This window comes from Ruegeria sp. HKCCA0235A (assembly GCF_013033235.1).
GTDB lineage: Bacteria > Pseudomonadota > Alphaproteobacteria > Rhodobacterales > Rhodobacteraceae > Ruegeria.
This window is the reverse complement of sequence record NZ_WQDQ01000006.1, coordinates 159576-182016: the sequence shown is the minus strand read 5'-3', so window position 1 is coordinate 182016 and position 22441 is coordinate 159576. Positions and strand designations below refer to the sequence as shown.

Here is a 22441-nt window from a genome sequence, read left to right as displayed (position 1 = left end):
GCGTTCACGCAACCGCGCGGCGGTACAGGTGCCATGTGGCATGGCCCAGAACCGGCATCACTATGATCAGGCCCAATAGCATCGGCAGGGCACCCAGAAACAGAAGGGCCGCCACGATGAACCCCCAGGTCAAGATGACGCCGGGGTTGTGACGCAACACGCGAAACGATGTCACGACCGCCACCGGCAATCCGACTTGCCGGTCCAGAAGCAACGGAAAGCTGACAACGCTGATCGCCAGAGCGCAAAGAGCGAACACGAACCCAACGGCGAGTCCGACAACCATCATGGTCCAGCCGGCAACCGTAGTGACGGCCTGCTTGGCAAAAGTGCCAAGTGACGCGGGGGCTTCTGGCCCCATTGTATGCGTGTAAATGCTCTGCGCCACCATCAGCCAGATCAGCAGAAGCATCACCAGATAAAAACCCAAAACCAGAATTGCGCCGAAAGCCGGAGAGCGGAATACACCGAACGCATCCAACCAATGCACCGTGCTGCCTTGTTCTCGCTTGCGGCTGATCTCATACAGCCCCACAGCTGCGACTGGACCGATCAAGGCAAAACCGGCGACCAGAGGCGCCAGAAGTGGCACCATGTTGACGTTCAGGGCAAAGCCGAACATCAAAAGCCCCGCAATCGGGTATATCAGCACAATGAATATGGCATCCGCCCGTGTTTCGACAAAGTCGTGATACCCCGCCTTCAGACAGGCGCGCAGATCTTGCATCGTCAATGTCTGCACCATCGGCAAATGCGTGGTATCTGCGCTTCCGAGTTTTGAAACGCTGTCCGAGACATGATCACTGGCCGCCCCCAGATTCTGGGCAGCCCAACTGATCGGATTTCCGATTGTTTTAGCCATTTTCATCCCCTTTCCTGGCGAGATTTGCGCCGCGGAATGGATCCGGCATTAAGTTGTCCGTGGCCGGACCAGCCGACAACGCCTGATCGCAGTGTAGCACAGTTTGGCGGAATCCTGATCAACACTCTGATATCTGACGATTGCTCCGCATCGCAGTCATGTTAGCTTGATGTCAGGCAAGAGGAGGTCAGGATGCAGACAACAGCGAAAACGGTGGTATTGCACGAATTCGGCGGGCCCGAGGTACTGCGGATCGAAGACAGGCCATTGGGCGACCCCGGACCGGATGAAATACGTATCCGTCATCATGCCTGCGGTCTAAACTTTATCGATGTTTATCAACGCACTGGATTGTATCCCCTGGAACTCCCCCATGCTTTGGGGATGGAAGCGGCAGGTGTCGTCGAGGCCGTCGGGGAAGGGGTAACCCACCTGCATCCCGGTCAACGGGCCGCGTATGCCGCAGCCCCACCCGGCGCGTATTGCGAGGCCCGCGTAATGCCTGCGGCACAGGTGTGCCCGTTGCCGGATAGCATCCCGTTCGAAGCTGCTGCGGCAATGATGTTGAAGGGTTTGACGGTTGAATACCTGTTTCACCGAACCACTCCGCTGAAACGCGGGGATACGGTGCTGTTCCACGCAGCGGCGGGTGGGGTCGGACTGATCGCCTGCCAATGGGCGAAGTCCGAAGGGATCACTCTGATTGGCACGGCGGGAACCGATGAGAAGTGCAGCCTCGCCCGGTTCAACGGGGCCGCGCATTGCATCAACTACCGCTCTGAGAATTTCGCCGAACGGGTGGCCGAGATCACCAAAGGCAAGGGTGTGGATGTGGTCATGGATTCCGTGGGGGCGGACACGTTCGACGGATCGTTGAACTGCCTGAAACCCTTGGGAATGATGATTTCCTTCGGCAACGCCTCAGGGCCAGTGCCGCCATTCGATATCGGTGTTCTGGGCCAGAAAGGATCGCTCAAGATTACCCGCCCCACTTTGTTCACCCATATTGCGGACCACTCCGTCTGTCAGGCAATGGCGCGCCGCTTGTTCGGCAAGGTCGAGGGCAGAGAGGTCAAGATCCACATCGATCAGCGCTTTGCGCTGGATCAGGTGGCCGACGCACATCGCGCGTTGGAAGCGCGGCAGACGACCGGCAGTACGATTCTGGACCTTTGACGCGAAACCCGGCCTGTCAGGCCGGGTCAAACTTGATCCTGAGTGCCGTTCAGAAGCGGTAAGAGACACGAACCTGCAATGTGGTTGCGTCGACATCCACATTGCTTCCGTTGAAGTTATTGAATTCGTGGTACAGCAGCTCTCCGCCAATGCTGACATTTGGGGCCACGATCTGTTCATAGCCTGCGCCGATGAACCACCCGTCATCACTGCCCAGAGTGTCGGTGCCCGCTTCGGCGTAGCCTGCCGTGCCGTACAGCAGACCTTGCGGGTTTACCTTGTAGCCGGCGCGCGCTTTCAGCCGCCAGACATCTTCGACAGTTGCGGCGCCGGACAGGCCCACGTCAGTCCAGTCATAGTCAAATCCGCCGCCAACGACCCAGTCGCCCAGATCATAGTCGTAGCCCAGAATGATACCACCGATCACGCCATCGCCATCGACACCGGACAGGCTGGTGTCTACATCGGCATAACCCAGTTGCAGACCGCCATAAAACCCGGTCCAGTTGCCCGAGGATTGTGCCATTGCCGATCCCGCGACCACGGTTGCGACAGTAGTGATGAGAGCCAATTTCAAAGTCATCTCATTTCCTTTCGATTGTCACTCTGCTCCAGTTAAATTCTGTTCACCTATGCAGACGATTACGATCCGCCAACGTCATCGGATCAGTGATACCTACGAACCGCTGCCCGAATTTCACCTCTGAAACGTGAAAAGACACGCCGGGGGCCTTTGAAATCGGGCACTTCTGATACGGATGAGATAGGTAGAGATGAGAGGTCTTCAAACGATATGCGGCGGCGGAACATTCCGCCGCCGACACATCTGAAGATTTAGGCGGATTATTGCTTTTGCAATTCAGCAGGGGTCTTGTCCGCGATGTTTTCCCAGTTTGCACTTGCGCTTTCGATAAAGCCCGGGATGTCGCCTTCCCAGCGTTCCTGGATGTCTTCCGACAGGTTCAGGTACAGTTTGTTGTCGACGATTTTCCAGTGGTTCGGGTCACCGTCGAACTTGAAGCCCATGGCTGTACCAAAGGCACAATAGCCGCCATAGGCAGGCAGGTAAGCTTCCGGGTTGGCTTCAAAGGCGGCTTTGTTTTCCTCGGACGAGAAACGGTACAGCGCATCGTCGTGCAGCGCGGTGATGCGATAGTCGCCTTTGGTCGCTTCACCGACGGTGAAATAGGCAACCGGGTCATAACCCTGCATGGCCAGACCGGTCGAGCTTGCGTTGATGTCCACTCCAGCGGCCAGAGCGGATGTTGCCAGTGCAACGGACAGAGCGACGCCACCGATCAGAGATTTAAACTTGTTCATTGTTCCACCTTTCGTGAAAGGAGCCTCGTCTGTGTGCGGATCGAAGGCCCCGGATTGTTGTCCTGTGTGGCCCGTAATTGACCGTCACGACAGCGATCTGGGAAGCAGGCGGATCACGTTCAAAACAATGAATCGTGATTGTGCGTCAGAGAGGAACGTCTGTTCAAAAATGCAGGCCTGACATTACGCGTCCGGTTCAAAATCCAGAACAAACGCGATGACTTTGCTGGCCGCCCTTTCACAAGGTCTCAGCAGCGCGCCGCTGATGCGTGTCTGATACAGGTTCATGCTGATATAGTCGGTGCCGCCCAGTTCGTGCGCAACCAGCTTGTGGGATTTCCCCTTTGCCAACTGTTGGCGCACGACGACATAGCGCCGGTCCCCCGATGTACCGGCAAACCTGCCCTCGGGCAGTGCGAAAAACGCGGAAACAAAAGCGTCCGGCGGTGTCACGATTTTCCGATTTTCGGTTCAGTCCCGGCCTTGATCCGTGCGACGTTGGTGCTGTGACGCCAATAGATCAGAAGGGTCAGGATAATCCCAAGGATAAAGGATTGTCCGTTTGTCAGAACCAGTACCCAGGTCGTTGAAAGCGCGGCCGCAGCCAGCGCGCCGACCGAGGATATCCGCCAGATCGCCGCCGCCACCAGCCAGCTGAGACAGCACGCAACACCGACGCGCCAGTCCAGCGCCAGCCAGAGGCCCAGAAAGGTGGCCACGCCTTTTCCGCCTTTGAACCCCAGCCAGATGGGAAAGCAATGACCCAGAAAAGCAAAAAGGGCTGCGATCTGCGCGGCGTCTTCTCCGGCATAAGCACGGGCAATCAGAACCGCCGCCGCGCCCTTGGCCGCGTCGAACAGCAAGGTCAGCGCCGCGGCGGCTTTGTTGCCGGTGCGCAGGACATTGGTTGCGCCGATATTTCCGGATCCGATTTCGCGCAGATTTCCCAGCCCCATGACCTTTGCAAGCAGCAGGCCGAAGGGAATGGAGCCCAAGAGATATCCAACCACCGCCCATTGGAGCAGTTCGCTGGTCGAGTTGTCGATCGGGGGCATCAGGAACTCCGGAACACTTCTTTACCTGCAACATAGGTCGAAATGACCTTACCTTGCATCCGCTGGCCGTCAAATGGCGTGTTCTGAGATTTGGATTTTAAGGCAAAGCGATCAAGCACAAAAGGCACATCCGGGTCGAACAGAACCAGATCCGCCGGTGCGCCTTCCGACAATCGGCCGCTTTCCAGACCAAGCCGTTTGGCCGGGTTCAATGCCATCGCCCGGAACAGGGTCGGCAGGTCCAACTGGTCGGCATGATACAGGCGCAATGCCGCTGGCAAGAGCGTTTCCAGCGCCACCGCGCCCGAGGCGGCCTCTTCAAACGGCAGGCGTTTGCTTTCTTCGTCCTGCGGCGTGTGCATCGAACTGATCGTGTCGATCAGGCCGGTGCGCACCGCCTCGATCACCGTCTGCCGGTCATCTTCGGACCGCAGCGGAGGCTTGACCTTGAAGAAGGTGCGATAATCGGCCACGTCCAACTCGTTCAACGTCAGGTGATGGATCGAGGTGCCGGCAGTGATGTCCAGCCCGTTGCGCTTGGCCCGTTCCAGCGCGGGCAGGGCGCGGGCGGTGGTGATCTGGTCGGCGTGATAGGCCGCGCCCGTCATTTCCAACAGCGCGATGTCACGGTCCAGCCCCATGCGCTCGGCCATGGGCGAGACCGCAGGCAATCCGCGCAGGGCGGCGAATTTGCCGCTGGTGGCCGCGGCGCCATGGCTCAGGCCCGGATCTTGCGGGTGGGCAATCACCAGCGCGCCGCAGGATTTTGCATAGGTCAGTGCGCGGGAAAACACCTTGGTATTGGTGATGACGTGATCGCAATCGGTAAAGGCCACGGCGCCTGCGTCCTGCAAGAACCCGATTTCCGTCATCTCACGCCCTTCGCGCCCCTTGGTCAGCGCGGCCATCGGCAGCACGTTGACCGGCGCATCCGCCTGCGCGCGCCGGGTCGCGAATTCCAGCGTTTCCGGCGTATCGACCGCGGGCAGTGTATCCGGGCGGGTGACAATGGTGGTGACACCACCGGCTGCGGCAGCGAGGCCTGCGGATTTGTAGCTTTCCTTGTGCCGTTCGCCCGGCTCACACACCTTGACGCCGATATCGACGATGCCGGGGGCGAGGCACTTGCCCCCGCAGTCGATGACCTGGGCGTCAGCAACGGGCGCGTCGCCGTTGCCCTTGCCGTGAATGAGGCCGTCGGCAATGTGCAGCCAGCCGGAACTGTCCGTGCCGGTTTCAGGGTCGATCAGGCGGGCGTTGGTGAAGATCAGGGCGGTCATGTATGGGTCTCTCGGGCTTGGGTCAGCGCAGCCAACGCGGCATCCGGGTCGGGCAGATGGTCGAATCTGAAAAAGGGGTGGCGGTTAAAAACCACCGCTGAGGGCACAGTGCGGAAATTCAGGAACCGGTTGATTTCCAGTTTCTTGGTTTTCAGCTCCTTGTTGATTTCCCAAGCGTTCTGCGAGGTCACAACGTAGACTCTTTGCGAGCGAACAAAGCGGTCCGCCCACATCACAAATGCCAACACGCCCGTGCAACTGATCAGCTTCCAAAAATCTCGCACGGTGTCGGCAAACCAAGGGCTGGCGAACCACGCCAGACCGAAAGAGCCGATCAGAATTCTGTAGGACCAACCCAGATGAGGTGGGAAGAAACCGTTATGCGGCCGCCCGAACCATAGAACCTGCTCGCCCTCTGGTATATTCTCGCGCCACCATTCGTCGCTCATCCCATCGCCCTTTCAATCGCGGCTTTGGTGGCGGCCGGGTCCGACTGGTATTTGATCAGATGCTTGTCGCCGCTTTTGGTGACGACCTGGACGAAGCTGCCCATGACATTCACGGCGGTGATCTGGTTCAGCGGCACGCTGCGTCCACCGGGACCGGTCAGCGCGGTGTCTGACAATTGCCAATTCGAGACCAGTTCTTCCGAGGCCAGATACCACGCGCGAAAGCCGATGGCGGCCAGGCCAGCTGGGGCTCCGGTCCAGACGTAAGGATTGCCGATCAGCCACAGCACGGCCATTGCACCGGCCATGGCCACAGCAGCCAGCCATGCATTTGTGCGGATATAGGCCCCTTTGTCCGGGGCGAAGATCACAGGATCAGCCATAAGATGCCTCCGATGACCACAAGCGCGACCAGTGCCAGAATGGCAGATCCGACGCGGCGGGGGGTGTCACCCGCTGTGACGGTTTGCGGGGCGGAAAAGGGTTTGGCGCTTTCGGTTTCGATGATCCCCCCGGTCCAGTTCGTGGCCTCTTCCGTGAACAGGCCGATCAGGCGCAGTCGCGGATCGGGGTTCAGCGTCGCCGGGTGTCCGTTGAAAGCCGCGCTGCGAAGGACCATGACCCAACCGTCGACAGAGGCCAGAGCGTTCCGGTCCAGCTGGTCCGCAGACACGCCGCAGCCCTCGGTCATGTAGCCGTACAGGCCGAGCTCTTCGAGGTCGGAGACCGGGAAAATATCGATATGGCTGGGGTCCAGCCCGTCGACCCCAAGCACCTGATCGGCGGCACACGGTTCGCGCAGGAATTTCGCCTCTTCCGGGCGCATGTCCAGCGTGAACAGGCGCAAAACGCCGCGTTCATGGGGGGCGACGGTCAGATCGCTCATGCGGCCTCGCGCAGGTTGCGGGCCAGCAAATCCATCGCGGCCATGCGGACGGCGACACCCATTTCCACCTGTTCCTGAATGACGGATCGGTTGATGTCGTCCGCCAACGTGCCGTCGATCTCGACCCCGCGGTTCATCGGGCCGGGATGCATCACGATCGCGTCCGGCTTGGCCTGCGCCAGCTTTGCGGCGTCCAGCCCGTAGCGGTGGTAATATTCGCGTTCCGAGGGGATGAACCCGCCATCCATCCGCTCTTTCTGAAGGCGCAGCATCATGACGACGTCAACGTCCTTGAGGCCCTCGTTCATGTCGTCATAGATCTCGGCCCCGAACTCGGCGAATTGCGCGGGCACCAGCGTCGGCGGGCCAATCAGGCGGATGCGGTTTTCCATCTTGCCCAGCAGGATCAGGTTCGATCGGGCGACGCGGGAATGGGCGACATCGCCGCAAATGGCAATGTTCAGCCGGTGCAGGCGGCCCTTGGCGCGACGGATGGTCAGGGCGTCCAGCAGGGCTTGCGTGGGGTGTTCATGTTTGCCGTCGCCGGCGTTCAGAACGGCGCAATTGACCTTTTGCGCCAGCAGATCGACTGCGCCGGAATGCGGGTGCCGAACCACCAGAAGATCCGGGTGCATCGCGTTCAGCGTCATCGCGGTGTCGATCAGGGTCTCGCCTTTTTTGATCGAACTGGCCTGCATCGCCATGTTCATCACATCCGCGCCCAGACGCTTGCCCGCCAGTTCGAAACTGGCCTGTGTGCGGGTCGAGTTTTCAAAGAACATGTTGATCTGGGTCAGCCCCGACAGAACGTCCGAATGCTTGGTCGACTGGCGGTTCATGTCGACATAGGTCTCGGCCAGATCCAGAATGTCGGTGATATCGGATTGCGACAGATGCTCGATGCCAAGTAGGTGACGATGGGCGAAACGCATGGGCGGGCTCCTGTCTGACAATCGCGCCGCTTATAGGAAGCCGGGCGGCGCAAGGCAACCTAAGGTTCCGTACCCTCAGGCAGTTTTTCGCAGCCGCCTTCGGGCAGGCATTGCTCGCCCGGCTTGCACCACTTGCCATAACCACAGTCGATGGCCTTGATCGGTACGCAGCCTTGATGCGCCGAGCATTTGAAACCGGGGCGGCATTGTGATCCGGTTTCCTCGCACAGGAACCACCCTGGACGAGAGCAGCCCCCGCCGGGCAGGCAGGCCGAACCGCGCGCGCAGGTTCTGCCATCAGCACATGTGGCCGGTGGTGTCGTATCCAGTTCGGGTGCGCTTCGTTCACACTCGCCACGGCCATTGCAGAAACTGTCGCCCGGACAATCCAGCCGTGATGCGCATTTGTTCAGGCCTGCGGGCGCGCATCTGAGTCCACCGGCAACGCAGCGTTCGAACGGACCGCAACTGCGCCCGCCGCCGCAATAGGTGCCGCCCAGTGGAATGCAATGGCCATCAAAACTGCATCTTTGCCCGCCTGAACAACATGTGCTGCCACATTTGAACTGACCCGCACGGCACTGCCCGTGTTTGTCATGAAACGTGGCCCATGCCGGATCATCGGTGACAACCAGCACTAATCCAATGATGAGGAATCGCAGAAATCTGAGCATCGCATGCCGATGGTCGGCGCGACAGAGCGACCGATCAAGCCCTATTCGCTTTCCCTCAGCCCTCAGGCGGGTAAGTTATCCCTATGGAATCGGGCTTGGACTATTATTCTGCGCGGGCGCTGCTGGAATGGCAGATCGAACTGGGCGCGACCGAGGCAATCGGTGATGTGCCGGTTGACCGGTACGCGTTGCCCGACACCTCGGCCAAACCCAGGAAACCGGAAACGCCCGCTGCCGCCCCGGCAAAGCCCAGGGATGTGGACCCGGTAGCAATCGCAGGATCCGCAGCACGGGGCGCAGGATCGCTGGATCAGCTGCGCGCAGCGATGGACGCGTTCGAGCATTGCGAGCTCAAGCGCGGTGCGCGGCAGTTGGTCTTTGCCGACGGGACCCCCGGCGCGCGCTTGATGATCATTGGCGAGGCGCCGGGTCGCGATGAGGACCGCGAGGGCAAACCCTTTGTCGGTCGTGCGGGTCAGTTGCTGGACCGGATGCTGGCGGCAATTGATCTGGATCGTCGCGAGAACGTCTATATCACCAACGTGCTGCCATGGCGGCCCCCGCAGAACCGCGATCCCAAACCCGAAGAGATCGGGATGATGAAGCCGTTTCTGGAACGCCACGTGGCCCTGGCCAGACCCGAGGTTCTGGTTGTGATGGGGAATATCAGCTGTCAGGCGGTGCTGGGCAAACGCGGCATCACCCGCCTGCGCGGCAAATGGGATCAGGCAATGGATCTGCCGGTGATCCCGATGTTCCACCCGGCTTACCTGCTGCGGCAACCGCAGACGAAACGGCAGGCCTGGGCGGATCTGCTGGAACTGAAAGCGTGGCTGCGAGGTGCAACATGAAGGTTCTGGCGTTCTCTGATCTGCACATGGCGCGCAACCGGGCAGCCGATCTTGTTGCCGCCAGCGCCGAGGCTGATCTTGTCATCGGTGCCGGTGATTATTGCAATTCGCGTCAGGGGCTGGACGAGGCGATGCAGATGCTGTCCGGCATTTCGGCCCCGCTGGTCCTGATCCCGGGAAACGCGGAAAGTGCAGAAGAGCTGGGCAATGCGGCCCCGGACGGTGTTCATGTCCTGCATGGGTCTGGCATGACCATAGACGGCTTGCGCTTGTTTGGTCTTGGCTACGGCGTACCACCTACTCCGTTCGGAGACTGGTCCTGTGACCTGACGGAAGGTGAGGCGACCGAGATGCTCGACCGGTGTGAAACGGCTGATGTCCTGATCGTTCATTCTCCGCCCAAAGGGTATGGGGATCAGACATCGCAAGGCCTTTCGGTCGGATCGACTGCCATACGGGATGCGGTGGAACGCCTTCAGCCGGGATTTGCGTTCTTCGGTCATGTGCATGAAAGCTGGGGCTATCGCGGGTCCTTGGGGCGAACGCATTTGGCCAATCTGGGCCCGATGCCAAGTTGGTTTGAGGTGGATGCGTGATCGAATTCCAGACTTTGCTGGTCTTTGTTCCAGCGGCACTGGCACTGAACCTGACGCCCGGTGCTGATATGATGTTCTGCTTTGGCCAAGGGCTGCGATCCGGGGCGTGGCCTTCGGTATCGGCAAGCGCCGGCGTGTCCGTGGGTTCGATGATTCACGTGCTGCTGGCAGGGCTTGGGCTGGGCGCTGCGGTGTCGGCGCTGCCCTGGCTTTTCGAAGTGATCCGCTGGATGGGTGCCGCTTACCTGATGTATCTGGCTTGGGGAGCGGTCCGGAACGGCGCTTCGACAGGGGATGCGCCTATGCGGTCGACGCGCATGGCCTTTCGGGATGGGTTGTTGGTCAACCTGACCAATCCCAAGGTCATTCTGTTCGTGCTGGCGTTCATACCGCAATTCGTCGACCCGACTGCGGGATCGGTTCTGGTGCAGTTCCTGATCTTTGGACTGATCATCGCGTTTGGCGGGTTCTTGGTGAACGGGCTGGTCGGAATTTTTGCCGGCGGGGCAGGCAAGGTGCTGATCGGCAACCCGCGCGCCTCGCGTATTATTGGTTGGGTCACAGGGGGTATATATTCCGCCCTCGCGATCCGGCTTGTCATGATGGAAAGGGCCTGACGCAAGATGTCACGCATTGACGAAACCAAGGAGTTCATCCCCGTCAGAATTGCCGTTCTGACCGTTTCGGACACCCGATCGATGGACGAAGATCGCTCGGGGCAGACATTAGTGGACCGGATCGAAAAAGCGGGCCATGTTGTTGCGGATCGCCAGATCATCCGGGATGAGCGCGACCAGATCGCCGATCAGTTGCGGGCATGGGTGGCTGATGAACAGATCGATGTCGTGATCTCGACCGGTGGAACGGGTCTGACGGGGCGGGACGTGACGGTCGAGGCGCATCGGGACGTGTACGAAAAAGAGATCGACGCATTCGCTACTGTCTTCACCATCATTTCGATGGAGAAAATCGGCACTTCGGCGGTGCAGTCCCGTGCAACCGGGGGGGTTGCGGGGGGAACATATCTTTTTGCATTGCCCGGCAGCCCGGGGGCCTGCAAGGATGCGTGGGATGGGATTTTGGAAAAACAGTTCGATTACCGACATCGCCCCTGCAATTTTGTGGAAATAATGCCCAGATTGGACGAACATCTGCGACGGAAGTAGACTGGTCGTACGTTCAATTCCGTATAACCGCTTTGTGGCTTGGCATAATTCGTAATCCGGCTACATGTTGTGGACGGCAGCTTGGTGCAACCGGGGTAACTGTTTGATGCGATTTCTACGGCAGAGTCTTGTCGGTATCTTTCTGGCGTTCCTGACGCTTGCTCTGCTGTTTATTGCCGCGCAGATCATCATGGGTGCCGTTCAGGACGTCCTGACGCGTGAGGACCAGGCGCCCGCCGCCCGCGAACGGGTCTTTGCGGTTGCCGTACGTCAGGCCGAAGCGGAAACCGTAATCCCATATCTCGAAGCATTCGGAGAGGTCCAGAGCCGGCGCAGACTTGAATTGCGCGCGGCACTGGGTGGCCGCGTTGTCGCCTTGGCAGAGGATTTTGTGGATGGCGGAACGGTGACTGCCGGGGAAGTTCTGGTTGAACTGGATCCGGCGGATGCCCAATCCGCGCTGGATCGGGCCAAGTCCGATCTATTGGACGCACAATTCGAAGAACGTGATGCCGAACGGTCTTTGCTGCTGGCGCAGGACGAATTGAAATCGGCCGAGGCGCAAGCCGAACTGCGGGAACGGGCGCTGCAACGGCAACGCGATCTGGAGGCTCGAGGGGTAGGCGCCGCCGCCAGCGTGGAAGAGGCGGAACTGGCGGCTGCTTCGGCACAACAGGCCGTGCTGGCGCGTCGTATCGCGCTTGCACAGGCTGAATCCCGCGTCGATCAGGCAACGACGTTGTTGGCGCGCGCGGTGATCGCCTTGGAGGCGGCGGAACGCGATCTTGACGATATGACCATTCGGGCCGGTTTCAGCGGTACCCTGACCGATGTTACGCTTGTGGAAGGGCGGTTGGTGTCGGCGAATGAAAAACTGGCTGAATTGGTTGATCCAAACGCTCTTGAAGTGGCGTTCCGGGTGTCGACGGCACAATATGTACGTCTGTTGGACGAGAATGACAGGCTGATCAACGCACCGGTCACGGTTTCTCTTGAGGTGACGGGCACCGATCTGACCGCGACTGGTCATATCAGCCGCGACAGCGGTTCTGCGGGCGAGGGTCAGACCGGACGACTGATCTATGCGCGTCTGCAAGAGGCATCCGGTTTCAAGCCCGAAGATTTCGTCACCGTCTCGGTTCAGGAACAACCGCTTGCCAATGTGTTCCGCTTGCCGTCTTCGGCATTGGATGCATCGGGAACGGTTCTGGTGCTGGGTGCGGATGACCGTCTGGAAAGTTTGCCGGTGCAGCTTGTCCGCAGACAGGGTGACGAGGTTTTGCTGCGGGGCGACGGGTTGGAAGGGCGCGAGGTTGTGATCGGACGCACGCCGTTGCTTGGATCTGGCGTGCGGGTGCGGCCCTTGCGGCTTGAGGCCGGGGCAGACCCGGGCATGGTCGAACTTTCAGATGCGAAACGCGCTGAACTCGTGGCCCGGGTCGAGGCCAACGAATCCATGCCTCAGGATGAAAAAACTCAGGTTCTCGGTCAGTTGCGGGAAGCGCGCGTCCCTTCATCTCTGGTGCGGCGCATTGAAACCAAGGCCGGGGGCTGAGCGTCATGATGCGCGAGATACCTGGCGCAGCGGGTGGCCTTCTCAGCTATTTCACACGGCACCGGACGGTCGCCAATTTGCTGCTGCTGGTGATGCTGGTTCTGGGTGCAGCGGCTATCCCGAACATGCGGGCGCAGTTCTTTCCGGATGTTGTTCTGGAACGTGTGGATGTCACCGTCACATGGGATGATGGCGGGCCGGAAGACATGGACGCTGGGATTGTCCAGCTGCTGGAACCCGCGTTGCAGGCTGTCGAAGGTGTGACCAGCACCGAGGCCAGCTCTTACCCGACCTGGACCCGTATTCGGCTGGAATTCGAACCCAATTGGGACGTGTCACGCGCGGTTGAAGATGTCAGAACCGCGATAGATGGAGTTACGGACCTGCCCGAAGGTGCCGACGAACCCAAAATCCAGCGTGGTGTATGGCGAGATCGGGTGACGGATCTTATCATCAGCGGACCAACCGATCCTGCACAACTGGCAAAACTGACCGATGAACTGATCAATCGCCTGTTCGCTGCCGGGGTCACGCGCACAAGTATACGCGGTCTCGCGGCACCGCAGATCATTGTCGAGGTTCCAACGGCGCAACTGATTGCCAATGACATCACGATGGCGGATATCGCCTCGGCCATTGGGGCCGAGGTCAACACGGACCCCGCAGGCCAGGTGGAAGGCGCGGGTGCGCGGGTTCGCGCTGGAACGGAAAAGCGCAGGCCCGATCAGATCGAAGAAATTGCGCTGCGAACAAATGCGGACGGATCGAAGCTGCGGGTTGGCGATATCGCCCGCATCGTGGTTGAGGGGGTCACACGCGACCACAGCTATTATGTCGGAGACCACCCGGCCATGTCGATCCGGGTCGACCGATCGAACCTGGGTGATGCCATAGAAATTCAACACACTGTCGAGGACGTTGCGCGCAATATGCAAGCCAGCGTTCCTGAAGGCGTGAAGATCGAACTGATCCGCACCCGGGCTCAGGCCATTACAGATCGGTTGAACATCCTTGTCGACAACGGGTTGATGGGCCTTGGTCTTGTCGTCTGCTTGTTGTTTCTGTTTCTGAACGCACGCATCGCCTTTTGGGTCGCTGCTGGGATTCCGGTAGCCATGTCGGCGGCCATTGCATTCATGTATCTGGGCGGCTTGTCGCTGAACATGGTCTCGCTGTTCGGCCTGATCATCACCTTGGGGATCGTGGTGGATGACGCCATTGTCGTGGGAGAACATGCCGATTTCCGCGCCCGCCGACTGGGCGAAGTGCCGGTGGTGGCTGCTGAACGCGCGGCCCGACGTATGGCGATGCCGGTACTGGCTGCTACCGTAACGACGGTGATTGCGTTTTTTGGTTTGACACTGGTCGGCGGACGCTTCGGAGAGCTGATCCGTGATATTCCCTTCACAGTGATCGCGGTTCTGATTGCGTCGCTGATCGAGTGTTTTCTGATCCTGCCCAATCACATGGCGCACGCGATTGCCCATTCAACAAAGGAGCACTGGTACGATCTGCCAAATCGCGTCGTCAATCGAGGTTTTCGTTGGGTGCGAGACCATCTTTTCCGCCCGCTGATCGGCTGGGTGATTTGGGCGCGCTACGTTGTTGTGGCGCTAATGATCGCCATATTGGCAAGCCAGGTTGCCCTGTTCATCCGAGGGGATGTGAATTGGCGATTTTTCAATGCGCCTGAACGCAGTTCAGTCAGTGGTGGCTTTATCATGCGCGAGGGGTCGACCCGGTCCGATACGCTTGAAATGATGCATATGTTACAGCAGGCGACCAATGAACTGGGCCAGATCTATGAAGAACGCTATGGTCAGAATCCGATCGAGTTTGTTCTGGCAGAAGTCGGCGGCACTGCCGGCCGCGGGCTCGCGGCGGCAGATGGCAAAGATGGAAGTGTTTTGGGTGGCATATCAATCGAATTGATTGATGCCGACTTGCGACCCTATTCCAGTTTCGAGTTTGTAGGCGAGTTGCAGGACTTCGTGCCGCGTCACCCGAACGTCGAAGTGCTTACGTTCCGGGGGTGGCGATCCGGTCCCGGTGGAGATGCCATCGACGTGCAGTTCTTTGGCTCGGACGTAAACGTTCTGAAGGGGGCATCAGAGGATCTGAGGGCCGCGCTGTCGAAATTTCCCGAAGTTTCGGCGCTTGAGGATAATCTGGCCTATGACAAGGAAGAGTTCATTCTGGACCTAACCGAACAGGGGCAGGCGCTGGGCTTTCGGATAGAAACACTGGGGCGTGCCTTGCGCAACCGCCTGAACGGGATCGAGGCTGCAACCTTCCCTGATGGACCACGCAGTACCGCGATTCGTGTGGAACTGCCCGAAGGTGAACTGACGGCTGATTTCCTGGAGCGCACGCTCATGCGCTCACCGGAAGGTGTCTATGTGCCTTTGGCGGACATTGTCTCTGTTGAGCGTAAGTCCGGTTTCTCGACGGTTCGGCGGGAAAACGGCGTGCGAGTTGTTTCAGTCAACGGCGATATCTCCGAGGACGATCCGGCGCGCGCGGCTGAAATCGAACGGGCGATGCAGGATGAGATCCTGCCCAACATAGCGGCGGAACGACAGGTGGAATGGCGCATGTCGGGCCTGAGCGAACAGGAAAATGAATTCCTTGCCGAAGCCCGCACCGGTTTGATCCTGTGCCTGACAGGTATCTACCTTGTTCTGGCCTGGGTGTTCGCCAGCTGGACACGGCCTGTGGTGGTCATGGCAATCATACCTTTTGGCCTCGTTGGTGCGATCTGGGGCCACTACATCTGGGATGTGCCGCTCAGCATGTTCACGGTGGTCGGGTTGCTGGGCATGACGGGGATCATCATCAACGACTCGATCGTTCTGGTGACGACGATAGATGCGTATCAAAGAGACCGTGGTCTGGTTCCGTCCATTGTCGAAGGTGCAGCGGACAGGTTGCGTCCCGTGATGTTGACCACTTTGACCACGGTTCTTGGACTTGCACCGTTGCTTTACGAAGGCTCGCAACAAGCGCAATTCCTCAAGCCGACCGTGATCACGCTGGTTTACGGGCTTGGGTTCGGGATGTTGCTGGTTCTGATCCTGGTGCCTGCCCTGTTGGCGATCCTCAATGACGTGGCGCGTCCTATGACAGCCATGCGCCGTGCCGCGCGGGCACCGGACCGGGTTGTTCGCGGGGCGCTGGCGGCAACCGGGGCCGCATTGGCTGTTTGGTTCGGCCTGACGATGATTTGGCCCGCGGTTACAGGCGCGCCGCTTGGCGTGCTGCAAGGCCTCTATGCGGGTGGAGATGGCATTGCGGTGCTGCGAATGGGGTTGGGTGCATTCCTGGCCGGGGCAATTCTGATCGTGGTCCTGAGCGTGGTCCTGTCAGGTTTGCTTTATGGGCGGCTGACAAGATCGGCCGATGCCTGATCCGCGCGGATCGCGTGTTCCAAAAGGTCGATGACCCGCGCGCTCATCGGCAGGTCGCCCCGGCGTATCTGCTCGATAGCGAACCAGCGGGCATCCAGCGCGTCGTCACCAGCCTGTGGTTTGCCGGAGCGATAGCGGCAGGCAACACCGACCAACAGGTAATGGGACAAAACCTGCCCCGCCTTGTCGTGACGCAGCAGATCCAGATTTCTCAGGTAATGAGACGGTTCCGCAATCACCGAGGTTTCTTCCCGCAACTCGCGCTGCGCCGCCTGCAGAACGGTTTCACCCCACTCTACGTGGCCGCCGGGGAACCCCCACAGGCCCTTGTCCGGCTGTTTGCTGCGCTGAACCAGAAGTACCTTGTCCTGATGCAGAACAACCGCCAATGCACCGATCTTGGGGGATTGGCTCATGCATTCAGCCCGCGCTACAGCCCAGAATATCCACCGCGTGGTCGGACCCCAGAACAGTGATCCGGATCTCGGACCGGTCCAGCGCAAAAGGTGCACCTGATGCGTGTATGATTTCCGCTTCGGCCACCAATGTATCCCCCTGCCTCTGAGATACGGGTTGCGAGGCCCAAAGCGAAGGATTGCCAGGTTCGATCACGGCGACTTCTCGGCCACCCGCGGACGGCATCGTCATCCGCGCCTCGATCCGCATCCCATCTTTCGTGGGCGTCAGATTGCAGGTGGTCTTGGTGACACGAGCTTCGCGTGCAGAATAGGGCCTTTGCGCCATCGCTGCGGCAATCGCCGGGTTGCGATCAGCTTCGGCGTCCAGCGTGTGGTCGAAATCCAGGCGTTCCGGGATGCAAACGTCTTTGCAGACCCCCAGATCCATCTTACCTTTCAGACGGACCGGTTTTGCCGGGTTGCGCGGAGTGACCTTGATGGGCAGGACCAGCTGATTTTCATAGCCAATCGATTGCAGGCCATTCTGGTCAAAGACTTCGGGCGAGGGCCAGATGATTTCCACCTGGCCGACATTGCTGGATCGCTTCCAGTCGAACTCGGGCGGGATGCCGGAATCTCCTGGCGCGCGCCAGTAGGTCTTCCAGCCATCCTTGAGCGTCAGTTTCAGCGCGGTCATGTAGGTGCCGTTGGTCGTCCGTCCACCATCCAGAACATCCAGCCGAACCACGTTGTCCAAGTCCTGCGCGGCAACTGGAACGGACAGGCTCAGACACGCGAGCGCGGCGACGGCGGTGGGTTTGATCGGCATCTTCATACCCCATAAATGCGCGTCGATGGCGCGGATTCCAAGTCACGATCCGGTCACCGCGCTGAAATCTGTCGAAATACGGGTTGGTCTCTTGCAAACTGGGGTGCGGCAGGGCCATTGTTGACGTGAACTGACAAAGAGATGACGGCCCATGGACCTGACCGGAAAACTGTTGATTGCGATGCCCGGAATGGGCGATCCGCGATTCGACCATTCGGTGGTGTATATGTGCAGCCATGGCGACGATGGCGCCATGGGATTGATCGTGAACAAGCCTTCGGATCTGCGAATCAAGACGTTGCTGGGGCAACTGAACATCGCCTGCCGTATCCCGGTGATCGGAGAGCGCCTTGTGCATTTCGGTGGCCCGGTCGAGATGTCGCGCGGATTTGTCCTGCACAGCGCCGATTATGAGGCCAATCTGCATTCGATGCATATTTCCGCGGATTTCAGCATGACGGCGACACTGGATGTGCTTGAAGATCTGGCCTCTGGCAGCGGACCACTGAATTCGATGCTGACGCTGGGCTATTCCGGCTGGGGCCCGGGTCAGCTTGAGGACGAAATCGCGATGAACGGCTGGCTGACCACCGAAGCGACGACGAAACTTGTCTTCGACGTGCCTGATGACGAAAAATGGGAAGCTGCCTTGGCGACGCTCGGGGTGGACCCTCTGACGTTGTCCGCCAGCGCAGGCCGGGCCTGATCAGCTGTTGCGTGGTGCGGCGGCGCGGCGCAGCCTGTCGTTGATTGCGGCCCCCAATCCGGTGTTCGGGATCGGAGATACGGCAATGGGTCGACCGGTCTCGTTCAACCTGTGAAGGGCTGCAAAGAGGTTCGCGGCCGCCTCGGTCAGACGTCCTTGGACAGACAGGTTCAGGTCGCAATCCACCGCTCCAAAGCCCAGCAGAACCTCATCCCCGTGACGCGCAGTGGCGTTCAGGCGGACCGGGGCGTCGGGCGCATAATGCGACTGCAACTGCCCCGGAGCGGTCAGCAGATCGCCGGATTGGTGCAGGTGCAGGTGCAGGTTCAGCACGCTTTCGATCCGGTCCAACGCAACGCCGCCCGGACGCAGCAATGTGGGCTCTCCGGCCAGACCGACAATGGTGGATTCCAGCCCCACCGCACAGGGACCGTCGTCCAGAACAGCCGCGATCCTTCCGCCAAGACCGGACCACACATGAGCCGCCGTCGTGGGGCTGATCTGACCCGAGGGATTAGCCGAAGGGGCCGCGACCGGTCCGTCAAAGTCGGCCAGCAGCGCACGCGCCGTCGGATGCGCAGGTACCCGCACGGCCAGAGTGTCCAGCCCGGCGGTCACCAGCGAGGAAACCCCGTGCCCTTCGCGCAACGGCAAAACCAGGGTCAGAGGACCAGGCCAGAAGGCCTGTGCGAGTTGCTCGGCCAGATCCGACCATTGCACAAAGCGCTGGGCCGCTTCGACCGAGGCGACATGGGCGATCAGCGGGTTGAAGCTGGGCCGTCCCTTGGCCTCGTAAATCGATGCGACGGCCTGTCCGTTGCGGGCGTCGCCGCCAAGGCCATAGACCGTTTCGGTCGGAAAAGCGACCAGAAGACCCTGGCGCAAAAAATCGGCAGCCTGCGCGATGCCGCCGGGATCTGCCGTCAATTCCTGTGTGCCGGATGAGATCATATCTGATGACGCCGCGTTTTGGTTGCCTGGAACTTGAGGTAAGGTACGTAATCGGTTCAGGCCCACACGCTTACCGGCGCTTGCATTTGATTCCAAGCCCGCCGATGTATTCTGATCCGTTAGACCCCGAGAGAAATCATGCCATATCGCGCCCCAATCTCAGATTATCAATTTCTGCTGCACCATGTCGTCGGGTTCGACCAGGTCGCCGCCACCGAGACTTTTGCAGATGCCAGCGCCGATGTCGTCACGGCCATCCTGACCGAAGCCGCCAAGATGAGCGAAGAGGTTCTGGCCCCGTTGCAGCGTGCCGGTGATCTGGAACCGGCGCGGCTTGAGAATGGCGTGCTCCGCAGCTCTCCGGGTTATGCCGATGGCTGGAAGGCGATTGCCGAAGGCGGGTGGATCGGGATCAGCGCTGATCCCCAATTTGGCGGAATGGGCCTGCCGATGGCTGTCACCACTGCCGTGAACGAGATGATGAGCGCCGCTTGCCTGTCGCTGCAACTTGCTCCGCTGATGGCGCAGGGCCAGATCGAGGCGTTGGAACACCACGCCAGCGACGAATTGAAGTCACTGTATCTGCCCAAAATGATTTCGGGTGAATGGTCTGCTACCATGAACCTGACCGAAGCTCAGGCCGGATCGGATGTGGGTGCGCTGACCTCGAAGGCTGAGCCAAATGGTGATGGCACATACTCGGTGACCGGGCAGAAGATCTTCATCTCCTGGGGCGACAACGACTTTGCTGAAAATGTCTGCCATCTGGTTCTGGCCCGTCTGCCGGACGGTGTGCCAGGCACCAAGGGCATTTCCTTGTTTCTGGTGCCGAAATACATCCCCGATGCGGATGGCAATCCCGGCGTGGCCAACGACCTGAAGGTTGTATCTGTCGAACACAAGATGGGTCTGCACGGCTCACCCACCTGCGTGATGCAATATGAGGGCGCCAAAGGATGGCTTGTCGGTAAGGAACATGGTGGTATGGCGGCCATGTTTACCATGATGAACAACGCCCGCCTGGGCGTGGGTGGCCAGGGTGTGGGCGTTGCGGAAGGCGCCTATCAGCACGCTTTGGCCTATGCGCTGGAACGCAAGCAGGGCAGGACGCCTTCGGGTACGATCATCGATCATGCGGATGTGCGTCGCATGATCATGGATATGCGCGCCGATATCTTTGCAGCTCGGGCGATTCTTCTGGCCAACGCAACGGCGATTGATATGGCGAAAGCCACAGGCGACGCCGATTGGGCCGCGCGGGCTGCGTTGTTGACGCCAATCGGCAAGAACTTTGGGGCCCGGACCGGGATACGCGTGGCCGAAACCGGCGTACAGGTGCATGGCGGAATGGGCTTTGTCGAAGAAACAGGCGCGGCGCAATATTCCCGCGATGTTCGCGTGACCGCGATTTACGAGGGAACCGACGGCATTCAGGCCATGGACCTTGTTGCACGCAAAATGATGGACGGGGGCGAGGCGGCGTCGAACCTTCTGGACGAGATCGAAGAACAGGCCGAGCGCGCGCGCGCGACGATGCCCGATCTGGCCGGTCCAGTGTGGGAAGCAACAGAAACCCTGCGCGAGGCAACCGAATGGTTGGTGGCACAGGACGACATGAACGACCGATTTGCAGGCGCAACGTCCTATCTTCAGGCGTTTGCCCGGGTTCTTGGCGGGCATTATCACCTGTCCGCGGCTCTGGCTGACCCGGAAGGACCACGGGCCAAACTGGCGCGCTACTACATCAACGCCTTGTTGCCCGAGCATTCCGGGCTTCTGGCGCGGGTGCAAAGCGGTGCGGGTGACCTCTTTTCGCTCACCCCGGATGAGTTGGCGGCGTGATGGACGGGGATCGCGTATCGGGGATCAGATATCCGTGGGCTGAACCGCCCGCGCCGGGCGAAGCCGTCGAAGTTGCCGAGGGCGTCCTGTGGATGCGCCTGCCTCTTCCGATGGCGCTGGATCACGTCAATATCTACGCGCTGGACGATGGCGAAGGTTGGACGGTGATTGACACCGGGCTGTCGTCAAACAAGACGCGGCGTATCTGGGAAACCCTGATGGGCGGGCCTTTGAAAGGCAAACCGATCACCCGTGTTGTGGTGACGCATCATCATCCAGACCATGTCGGCAATGCCGGGTGGTTTCAGTCGGAACACGGGGCTGAGCTGGTCACAAGCCGCACCTCATGGCTGTTCGCGCGGATGCTGACGCTGGATGTGCAAGAGACATGGCCGCAGGAAACGCTTGATTTCTATCGCAGCGCCGGTATGGCACCCGAGGTTCTGAATGCGCGAATGAAGGATCGTCCGTTCAACTTTGCCGACACGGTTTACCCCATGCCGTTGGGCTTTGCCCGGATCAAGCAGGGCGACGTGATCCGAATGGGAGGGCGCGACTGGGACGTGCATATGGGCAATGGCCACGCGCCGGAACACGCCACCTTCTGGAGCCGTGACGACAATCTGGTGTTGAGCGGTGATCAGATCCTCAGCTCGATCAGTCCCAATCTGGGCGTCTATGCCACGGAACCGATGGCCGATCCGGTTTCAGCGTGGCTGGAAGCCTGCGAGCGGTTGCAGACGCTTGCCCGACCGGATCATCTGGTTCTGGGCGGGCACAAGCTGCCGTTTTCGGGCCTGCCGCTGAGGATGAAACAACTGATCGACAACCATCACGGCGCGTTGGACCGCCTGTTGAAGCATCTGGATCAACCCAGAGCGGCCGCAGACTGTTTTCTGCCCCTGTTCAAACGTACGATCCGCGAAGGCGAATATGGGCTTGCGCTGGTTGAGGCGGTTGCGCATGTGAATCATCTCTACCACATTGGTGCAGTAACTCGGACGCAACGCGCTGACGGGGCATGGCTGTATCAGCGCAAAGGGTAGAAGAATGCAGGACCAGATCGAAACCTCGGCCGAGGCCGCCGAAGCCGCCGCTTTGCCGCGGTGTCACGAGGTGCACGCGGATCCCAATGCCGAATCCGGGGCCAAGGACCTGCCCGAGGGGTTGAAGAAGCCTGTTGCCAACAAAAGCCCGGCGCAATGGGCTTACGAGCGTCTGATCATGTATATCCAGAACTTTGAAAAGACGCTGGACGGCGATCACGAAGTCGCCATGGGCTTTACCGGGGGCGATGCCGGCGTCATGCGGATCGAAGGGATGGGGTATTTCGACCCCGACATGATCACCTTTTACGGGTCCGACGGAACCGGGGCCCGCACGCAATTGGTGCAGCATGTCAGCCAGTTGAACGTGATGCTGCGCGCCCTGCCCAAATCGGTCGAGGACAAACCCGCCAACCGCATCGGTTTCCGTCTGGCAGCGGATCTGGAAGACAGCTGACTT

25 protein-coding genes are annotated in these 22441 nt (G+C 59.9%); 11 read left to right on the top strand and 14 right to left on the bottom strand.

The genetic code is table 11. The features are described from left to right. Window positions 1-4: 4 nt before the first annotated feature. On the bottom strand, window positions 5-862 hold the full coding sequence (locus tag GOW56_RS12525) for a DUF2189 domain-containing protein (RefSeq protein ID WP_171206093.1): 858 nt from the start codon (window positions 860-862) through the stop codon (window positions 5-7). Between the two features lie 192 nt (window positions 863-1054). Here GOW56_RS12525 and GOW56_RS12520 point away from each other — a divergent pair, with 192 nt between their 5' ends. Beyond that, the gene (locus tag GOW56_RS12520; RefSeq protein WP_171206092.1) at window positions 1055-2038 is read left to right on the top strand and encodes a quinone oxidoreductase; all 984 of its coding nucleotides are present in this window, start codon (window positions 1055-1057) and stop codon (window positions 2036-2038) included. A 49-nt stretch (window positions 2039-2087) separates the two neighbouring features. On the opposite strand, the gene GOW56_RS12515 is transcribed toward GOW56_RS12520, so the two are convergent. The 10 genes from GOW56_RS12515 to GOW56_RS12470 all read right to left on the bottom strand — a co-directional run bounded on the left by GOW56_RS12515 (window position 2088) and on the right by GOW56_RS12470 (window position 8634). Further along, complete coding sequence (locus GOW56_RS12515; RefSeq protein ID WP_171171245.1) at window positions 2088-2621, bottom strand: outer membrane protein; 534 nt, start codon at window positions 2619-2621, stop codon at window positions 2088-2090. 260 nt (window positions 2622-2881) lie between these two features. After that, complete coding sequence (locus GOW56_RS12510; RefSeq protein ID WP_171119757.1) at window positions 2882-3358, bottom strand: YHS domain-containing (seleno)protein; 477 nt, start codon at window positions 3356-3358, stop codon at window positions 2882-2884. Between the two features lie 183 nt (window positions 3359-3541). Then, window positions 3542-3811: a hypothetical protein gene (locus GOW56_RS12505; protein ID WP_171206090.1), complete on the bottom strand. Its 270-nt coding sequence runs from the start codon at window positions 3809-3811 to the stop codon at window positions 3542-3544. Then, entirely contained in the window at window positions 3808-4413 is a 606-nt protein-coding gene (gene plsY / locus GOW56_RS12500) for a glycerol-3-phosphate 1-O-acyltransferase PlsY (RefSeq protein ID WP_171206089.1), read from the bottom strand. Before plsY ends, GOW56_RS12505 begins: the two co-directional genes overlap by 4 nt. Beyond that, window positions 4413-5693 carry a dihydroorotase gene (gene pyrC, locus GOW56_RS12495; RefSeq protein ID WP_171206088.1) on the bottom strand — a complete coding sequence of 427 codons (1281 nt, stop codon included), beginning with the start codon at window positions 5691-5693 and terminating at the stop codon, window positions 4413-4415. Before pyrC ends, plsY begins: the two co-directional genes overlap by 1 nt. Next, the gene (locus GOW56_RS12490; protein ID WP_171206087.1) at window positions 5690-6142 is read right to left on the bottom strand and encodes a hypothetical protein; all 453 of its coding nucleotides are present in this window, start codon (window positions 6140-6142) and stop codon (window positions 5690-5692) included. The genes pyrC and GOW56_RS12490 overlap by 4 nt, the downstream gene beginning before the upstream one ends. Further along, complete coding sequence (locus GOW56_RS12485; protein ID WP_171206086.1) at window positions 6139-6525, bottom strand: hypothetical protein; 387 nt, start codon at window positions 6523-6525, stop codon at window positions 6139-6141. The genes GOW56_RS12490 and GOW56_RS12485 overlap by 4 nt, the downstream gene beginning before the upstream one ends. Further along, window positions 6510-7028, bottom strand: coding sequence for a hypothetical protein (locus tag GOW56_RS12480; RefSeq protein WP_171206085.1), 519 nt, complete (start codon window positions 7026-7028; stop codon window positions 6510-6512). Before GOW56_RS12480 ends, GOW56_RS12485 begins: the two co-directional genes overlap by 16 nt. Next, window positions 7025-7960: an aspartate carbamoyltransferase catalytic subunit gene (locus GOW56_RS12475; RefSeq protein WP_152456771.1), complete on the bottom strand. Its 936-nt coding sequence runs from the start codon at window positions 7958-7960 to the stop codon at window positions 7025-7027. The genes GOW56_RS12480 and GOW56_RS12475 overlap by 4 nt, the downstream gene beginning before the upstream one ends. 59 nt (window positions 7961-8019) lie before the next feature. Further along, the gene (locus GOW56_RS12470) at window positions 8020-8634 is read right to left on the bottom strand and encodes a scavenger receptor class F, member 2 (protein ID WP_171206084.1); all 615 of its coding nucleotides are present in this window, start codon (window positions 8632-8634) and stop codon (window positions 8020-8022) included. Between the two features lie 83 nt (window positions 8635-8717). Here GOW56_RS12470 and GOW56_RS12465 point away from each other — a divergent pair, with 83 nt between their 5' ends. The 6 genes from GOW56_RS12465 to GOW56_RS12440 all read left to right on the top strand — a co-directional run bounded on the left by GOW56_RS12465 (window position 8718) and on the right by GOW56_RS12440 (window position 16209). Next, window positions 8718-9485 carry a uracil-DNA glycosylase family protein gene (locus tag GOW56_RS12465; protein WP_171206083.1) on the top strand — a complete coding sequence of 256 codons (768 nt, stop codon included), beginning with the start codon at window positions 8718-8720 and terminating at the stop codon, window positions 9483-9485. After that, window positions 9482-10081: a metallophosphoesterase gene (locus GOW56_RS12460; RefSeq protein ID WP_171206082.1), complete on the top strand. Its 600-nt coding sequence runs from the start codon at window positions 9482-9484 to the stop codon at window positions 10079-10081. Before GOW56_RS12465 ends, GOW56_RS12460 begins: the two co-directional genes overlap by 4 nt. Next, complete coding sequence (locus GOW56_RS12455; RefSeq protein WP_171206081.1) at window positions 10078-10698, top strand: LysE family translocator; 621 nt, start codon at window positions 10078-10080, stop codon at window positions 10696-10698. Before GOW56_RS12460 ends, GOW56_RS12455 begins: the two co-directional genes overlap by 4 nt. A gap of 6 nt (window positions 10699-10704) precedes the next feature. After that, on the top strand, window positions 10705-11247 hold the full coding sequence (moaB, locus tag GOW56_RS12450; RefSeq protein WP_171206080.1) for a molybdenum cofactor biosynthesis protein B: 543 nt from the start codon (window positions 10705-10707) through the stop codon (window positions 11245-11247). A 106-nt stretch (window positions 11248-11353) separates the two neighbouring features. Further along, window positions 11354-12802, top strand: coding sequence for an efflux RND transporter periplasmic adaptor subunit (locus GOW56_RS12445; RefSeq protein WP_171171228.1), 1449 nt, complete (start codon window positions 11354-11356; stop codon window positions 12800-12802). A 5-nt stretch (window positions 12803-12807) separates the two neighbouring features. After that, complete coding sequence (locus tag GOW56_RS12440) at window positions 12808-16209, top strand: efflux RND transporter permease subunit (RefSeq protein WP_171206079.1); 3402 nt, start codon at window positions 12808-12810, stop codon at window positions 16207-16209. Here the strand turns inward: GOW56_RS12440 and GOW56_RS12435 are convergent. Together GOW56_RS12435 and GOW56_RS12430 are read right to left on the bottom strand one after the other, a co-directional pair. Further along, a complete protein-coding gene (locus tag GOW56_RS12435; protein ID WP_171206078.1) occupies window positions 16176-16625 on the bottom strand; it encodes an NUDIX hydrolase in 450 nt (149 codons plus the stop codon). The genes GOW56_RS12440 and GOW56_RS12435 overlap by 34 nt on opposite strands. Window positions 16626-16629: 4 nt before the next feature. Next, window positions 16630-17442 (bottom strand): protein-disulfide reductase DsbD domain-containing protein, encoded by an 813-nt coding sequence (locus GOW56_RS12430; RefSeq protein ID WP_371807907.1) that lies wholly within the window; start codon window positions 17440-17442, stop codon window positions 16630-16632. A gap of 145 nt (window positions 17443-17587) precedes the next feature. On the opposite strand from GOW56_RS12430, the gene GOW56_RS12425 reads away from it, so the two are divergent. After that, entirely contained in the window at window positions 17588-18142 is a 555-nt protein-coding gene (locus GOW56_RS12425; RefSeq protein ID WP_152456781.1) for a YqgE/AlgH family protein, read from the top strand. Here GOW56_RS12425 and GOW56_RS12420 read toward each other — a convergent pair whose 3' ends face one another. Next, window positions 18143-19093, bottom strand: a complete 951-nt coding sequence (locus GOW56_RS12420) for an L-threonylcarbamoyladenylate synthase (protein WP_171119741.1) — start codon at window positions 19091-19093, stop codon at window positions 18143-18145. Between the two features lie 138 nt (window positions 19094-19231). Here GOW56_RS12420 and GOW56_RS12415 point away from each other — a divergent pair, with 138 nt between their 5' ends. Genes GOW56_RS12415 through GOW56_RS12405 form a run of 3 tightly spaced genes read left to right on the top strand, consistent with a single transcriptional unit; the run spans window position 19232 to window position 22438 of the window. Further along, entirely contained in the window at window positions 19232-20935 is a 1704-nt protein-coding gene (locus GOW56_RS12415; protein ID WP_171206077.1) for an acyl-CoA dehydrogenase, read from the top strand. After that, entirely contained in the window at window positions 20935-21981 is a 1047-nt protein-coding gene (locus tag GOW56_RS12410; RefSeq protein WP_171171218.1) for an MBL fold metallo-hydrolase, read from the top strand. The genes GOW56_RS12415 and GOW56_RS12410 overlap by 1 nt, the downstream gene beginning before the upstream one ends. A 4-nt stretch (window positions 21982-21985) precedes the next feature. After that, window positions 21986-22438 (top strand): DUF6173 family protein, encoded by a 453-nt coding sequence (locus tag GOW56_RS12405; protein ID WP_170346311.1) that lies wholly within the window; start codon window positions 21986-21988, stop codon window positions 22436-22438. Window positions 22439-22441 lie beyond the last annotated feature (3 nt).

What these genes read in the sequence shown, in the direction of transcription:
- GOW56_RS12445 (WP_171171228.1), top strand. Translation starts at nt 11,354, where the DNA reads ATGCGATTTCTACGGCAGAGTCTTGTCGGTATCTTTCTGGCGTTCCTG.
- pyrC (WP_171206088.1), bottom strand. Translation starts at nt 5,693, where the DNA reads ATGACCGCCCTGATCTTCACCAACGCCCGCCTGATCGACCCTGAAACC.
- GOW56_RS12485 (WP_171206086.1), bottom strand. Translation starts at nt 6,525, where the DNA reads ATGGCTGATCCTGTGATCTTCGCCCCGGACAAAGGGGCCTATATCCGC.
- GOW56_RS12415 (WP_171206077.1), top strand. Translation starts at nt 19,232, where the DNA reads ATGCCATATCGCGCCCCAATCTCAGATTATCAATTTCTGCTGCACCAT.
- plsY (WP_171206089.1), bottom strand. Translation starts at nt 4,413, where the DNA reads ATGCCCCCGATCGACAACTCGACCAGCGAACTGCTCCAATGGGCGGTG.
- GOW56_RS12490 (WP_171206087.1), bottom strand. Translation starts at nt 6,142, where the DNA reads ATGAGCGACGAATGGTGGCGCGAGAATATACCAGAGGGCGAGCAGGTT.
- GOW56_RS12425 (WP_152456781.1), top strand. Translation starts at nt 17,588, where the DNA reads ATGGACCTGACCGGAAAACTGTTGATTGCGATGCCCGGAATGGGCGAT.
- GOW56_RS12470 (WP_171206084.1), bottom strand. Translation starts at nt 8,634, where the DNA reads ATGCTCAGATTTCTGCGATTCCTCATCATTGGATTAGTGCTGGTTGTC.
- GOW56_RS12410 (WP_171171218.1), top strand. Translation starts at nt 20,935, where the DNA reads ATGGACGGGGATCGCGTATCGGGGATCAGATATCCGTGGGCTGAACCG.
- GOW56_RS12520 (WP_171206092.1), top strand. Translation starts at nt 1,055, where the DNA reads ATGCAGACAACAGCGAAAACGGTGGTATTGCACGAATTCGGCGGGCCC.
- GOW56_RS12435 (WP_171206078.1), bottom strand. Translation starts at nt 16,625, where the DNA reads ATGAGCCAATCCCCCAAGATCGGTGCATTGGCGGTTGTTCTGCATCAG.
- GOW56_RS12525 (WP_171206093.1), bottom strand. Translation starts at nt 862, where the DNA reads ATGGCTAAAACAATCGGAAATCCGATCAGTTGGGCTGCCCAGAATCTG.
- GOW56_RS12460 (WP_171206082.1), top strand. Translation starts at nt 9,482, where the DNA reads ATGAAGGTTCTGGCGTTCTCTGATCTGCACATGGCGCGCAACCGGGCA.
- GOW56_RS12475 (WP_152456771.1), bottom strand. Translation starts at nt 7,960, where the DNA reads ATGCGTTTCGCCCATCGTCACCTACTTGGCATCGAGCATCTGTCGCAA.
- GOW56_RS12465 (WP_171206083.1), top strand. Translation starts at nt 8,718, where the DNA reads ATGGAATCGGGCTTGGACTATTATTCTGCGCGGGCGCTGCTGGAATGG.
- GOW56_RS12480 (WP_171206085.1), bottom strand. Translation starts at nt 7,028, where the DNA reads ATGAGCGATCTGACCGTCGCCCCCCATGAACGCGGCGTTTTGCGCCTG.
- GOW56_RS12510 (WP_171119757.1), bottom strand. Translation starts at nt 3,358, where the DNA reads ATGAACAAGTTTAAATCTCTGATCGGTGGCGTCGCTCTGTCCGTTGCA.
- GOW56_RS12440 (WP_171206079.1), top strand. Translation starts at nt 12,808, where the DNA reads ATGATGCGCGAGATACCTGGCGCAGCGGGTGGCCTTCTCAGCTATTTC.
- GOW56_RS12420 (WP_171119741.1), bottom strand. Translation starts at nt 19,093, where the DNA reads ATGATCTCATCCGGCACACAGGAATTGACGGCAGATCCCGGCGGCATC.
- moaB (WP_171206080.1), top strand. Translation starts at nt 10,705, where the DNA reads ATGTCACGCATTGACGAAACCAAGGAGTTCATCCCCGTCAGAATTGCC.
- GOW56_RS12405 (WP_170346311.1), top strand. Translation starts at nt 21,986, where the DNA reads ATGCAGGACCAGATCGAAACCTCGGCCGAGGCCGCCGAAGCCGCCGCT.
- GOW56_RS12430 (WP_371807907.1), bottom strand. Translation starts at nt 17,442, where the DNA reads ATGAAGATGCCGATCAAACCCACCGCCGTCGCCGCGCTCGCGTGTCTG.
- GOW56_RS12515 (WP_171171245.1), bottom strand. Translation starts at nt 2,621, where the DNA reads ATGACTTTGAAATTGGCTCTCATCACTACTGTCGCAACCGTGGTCGCG.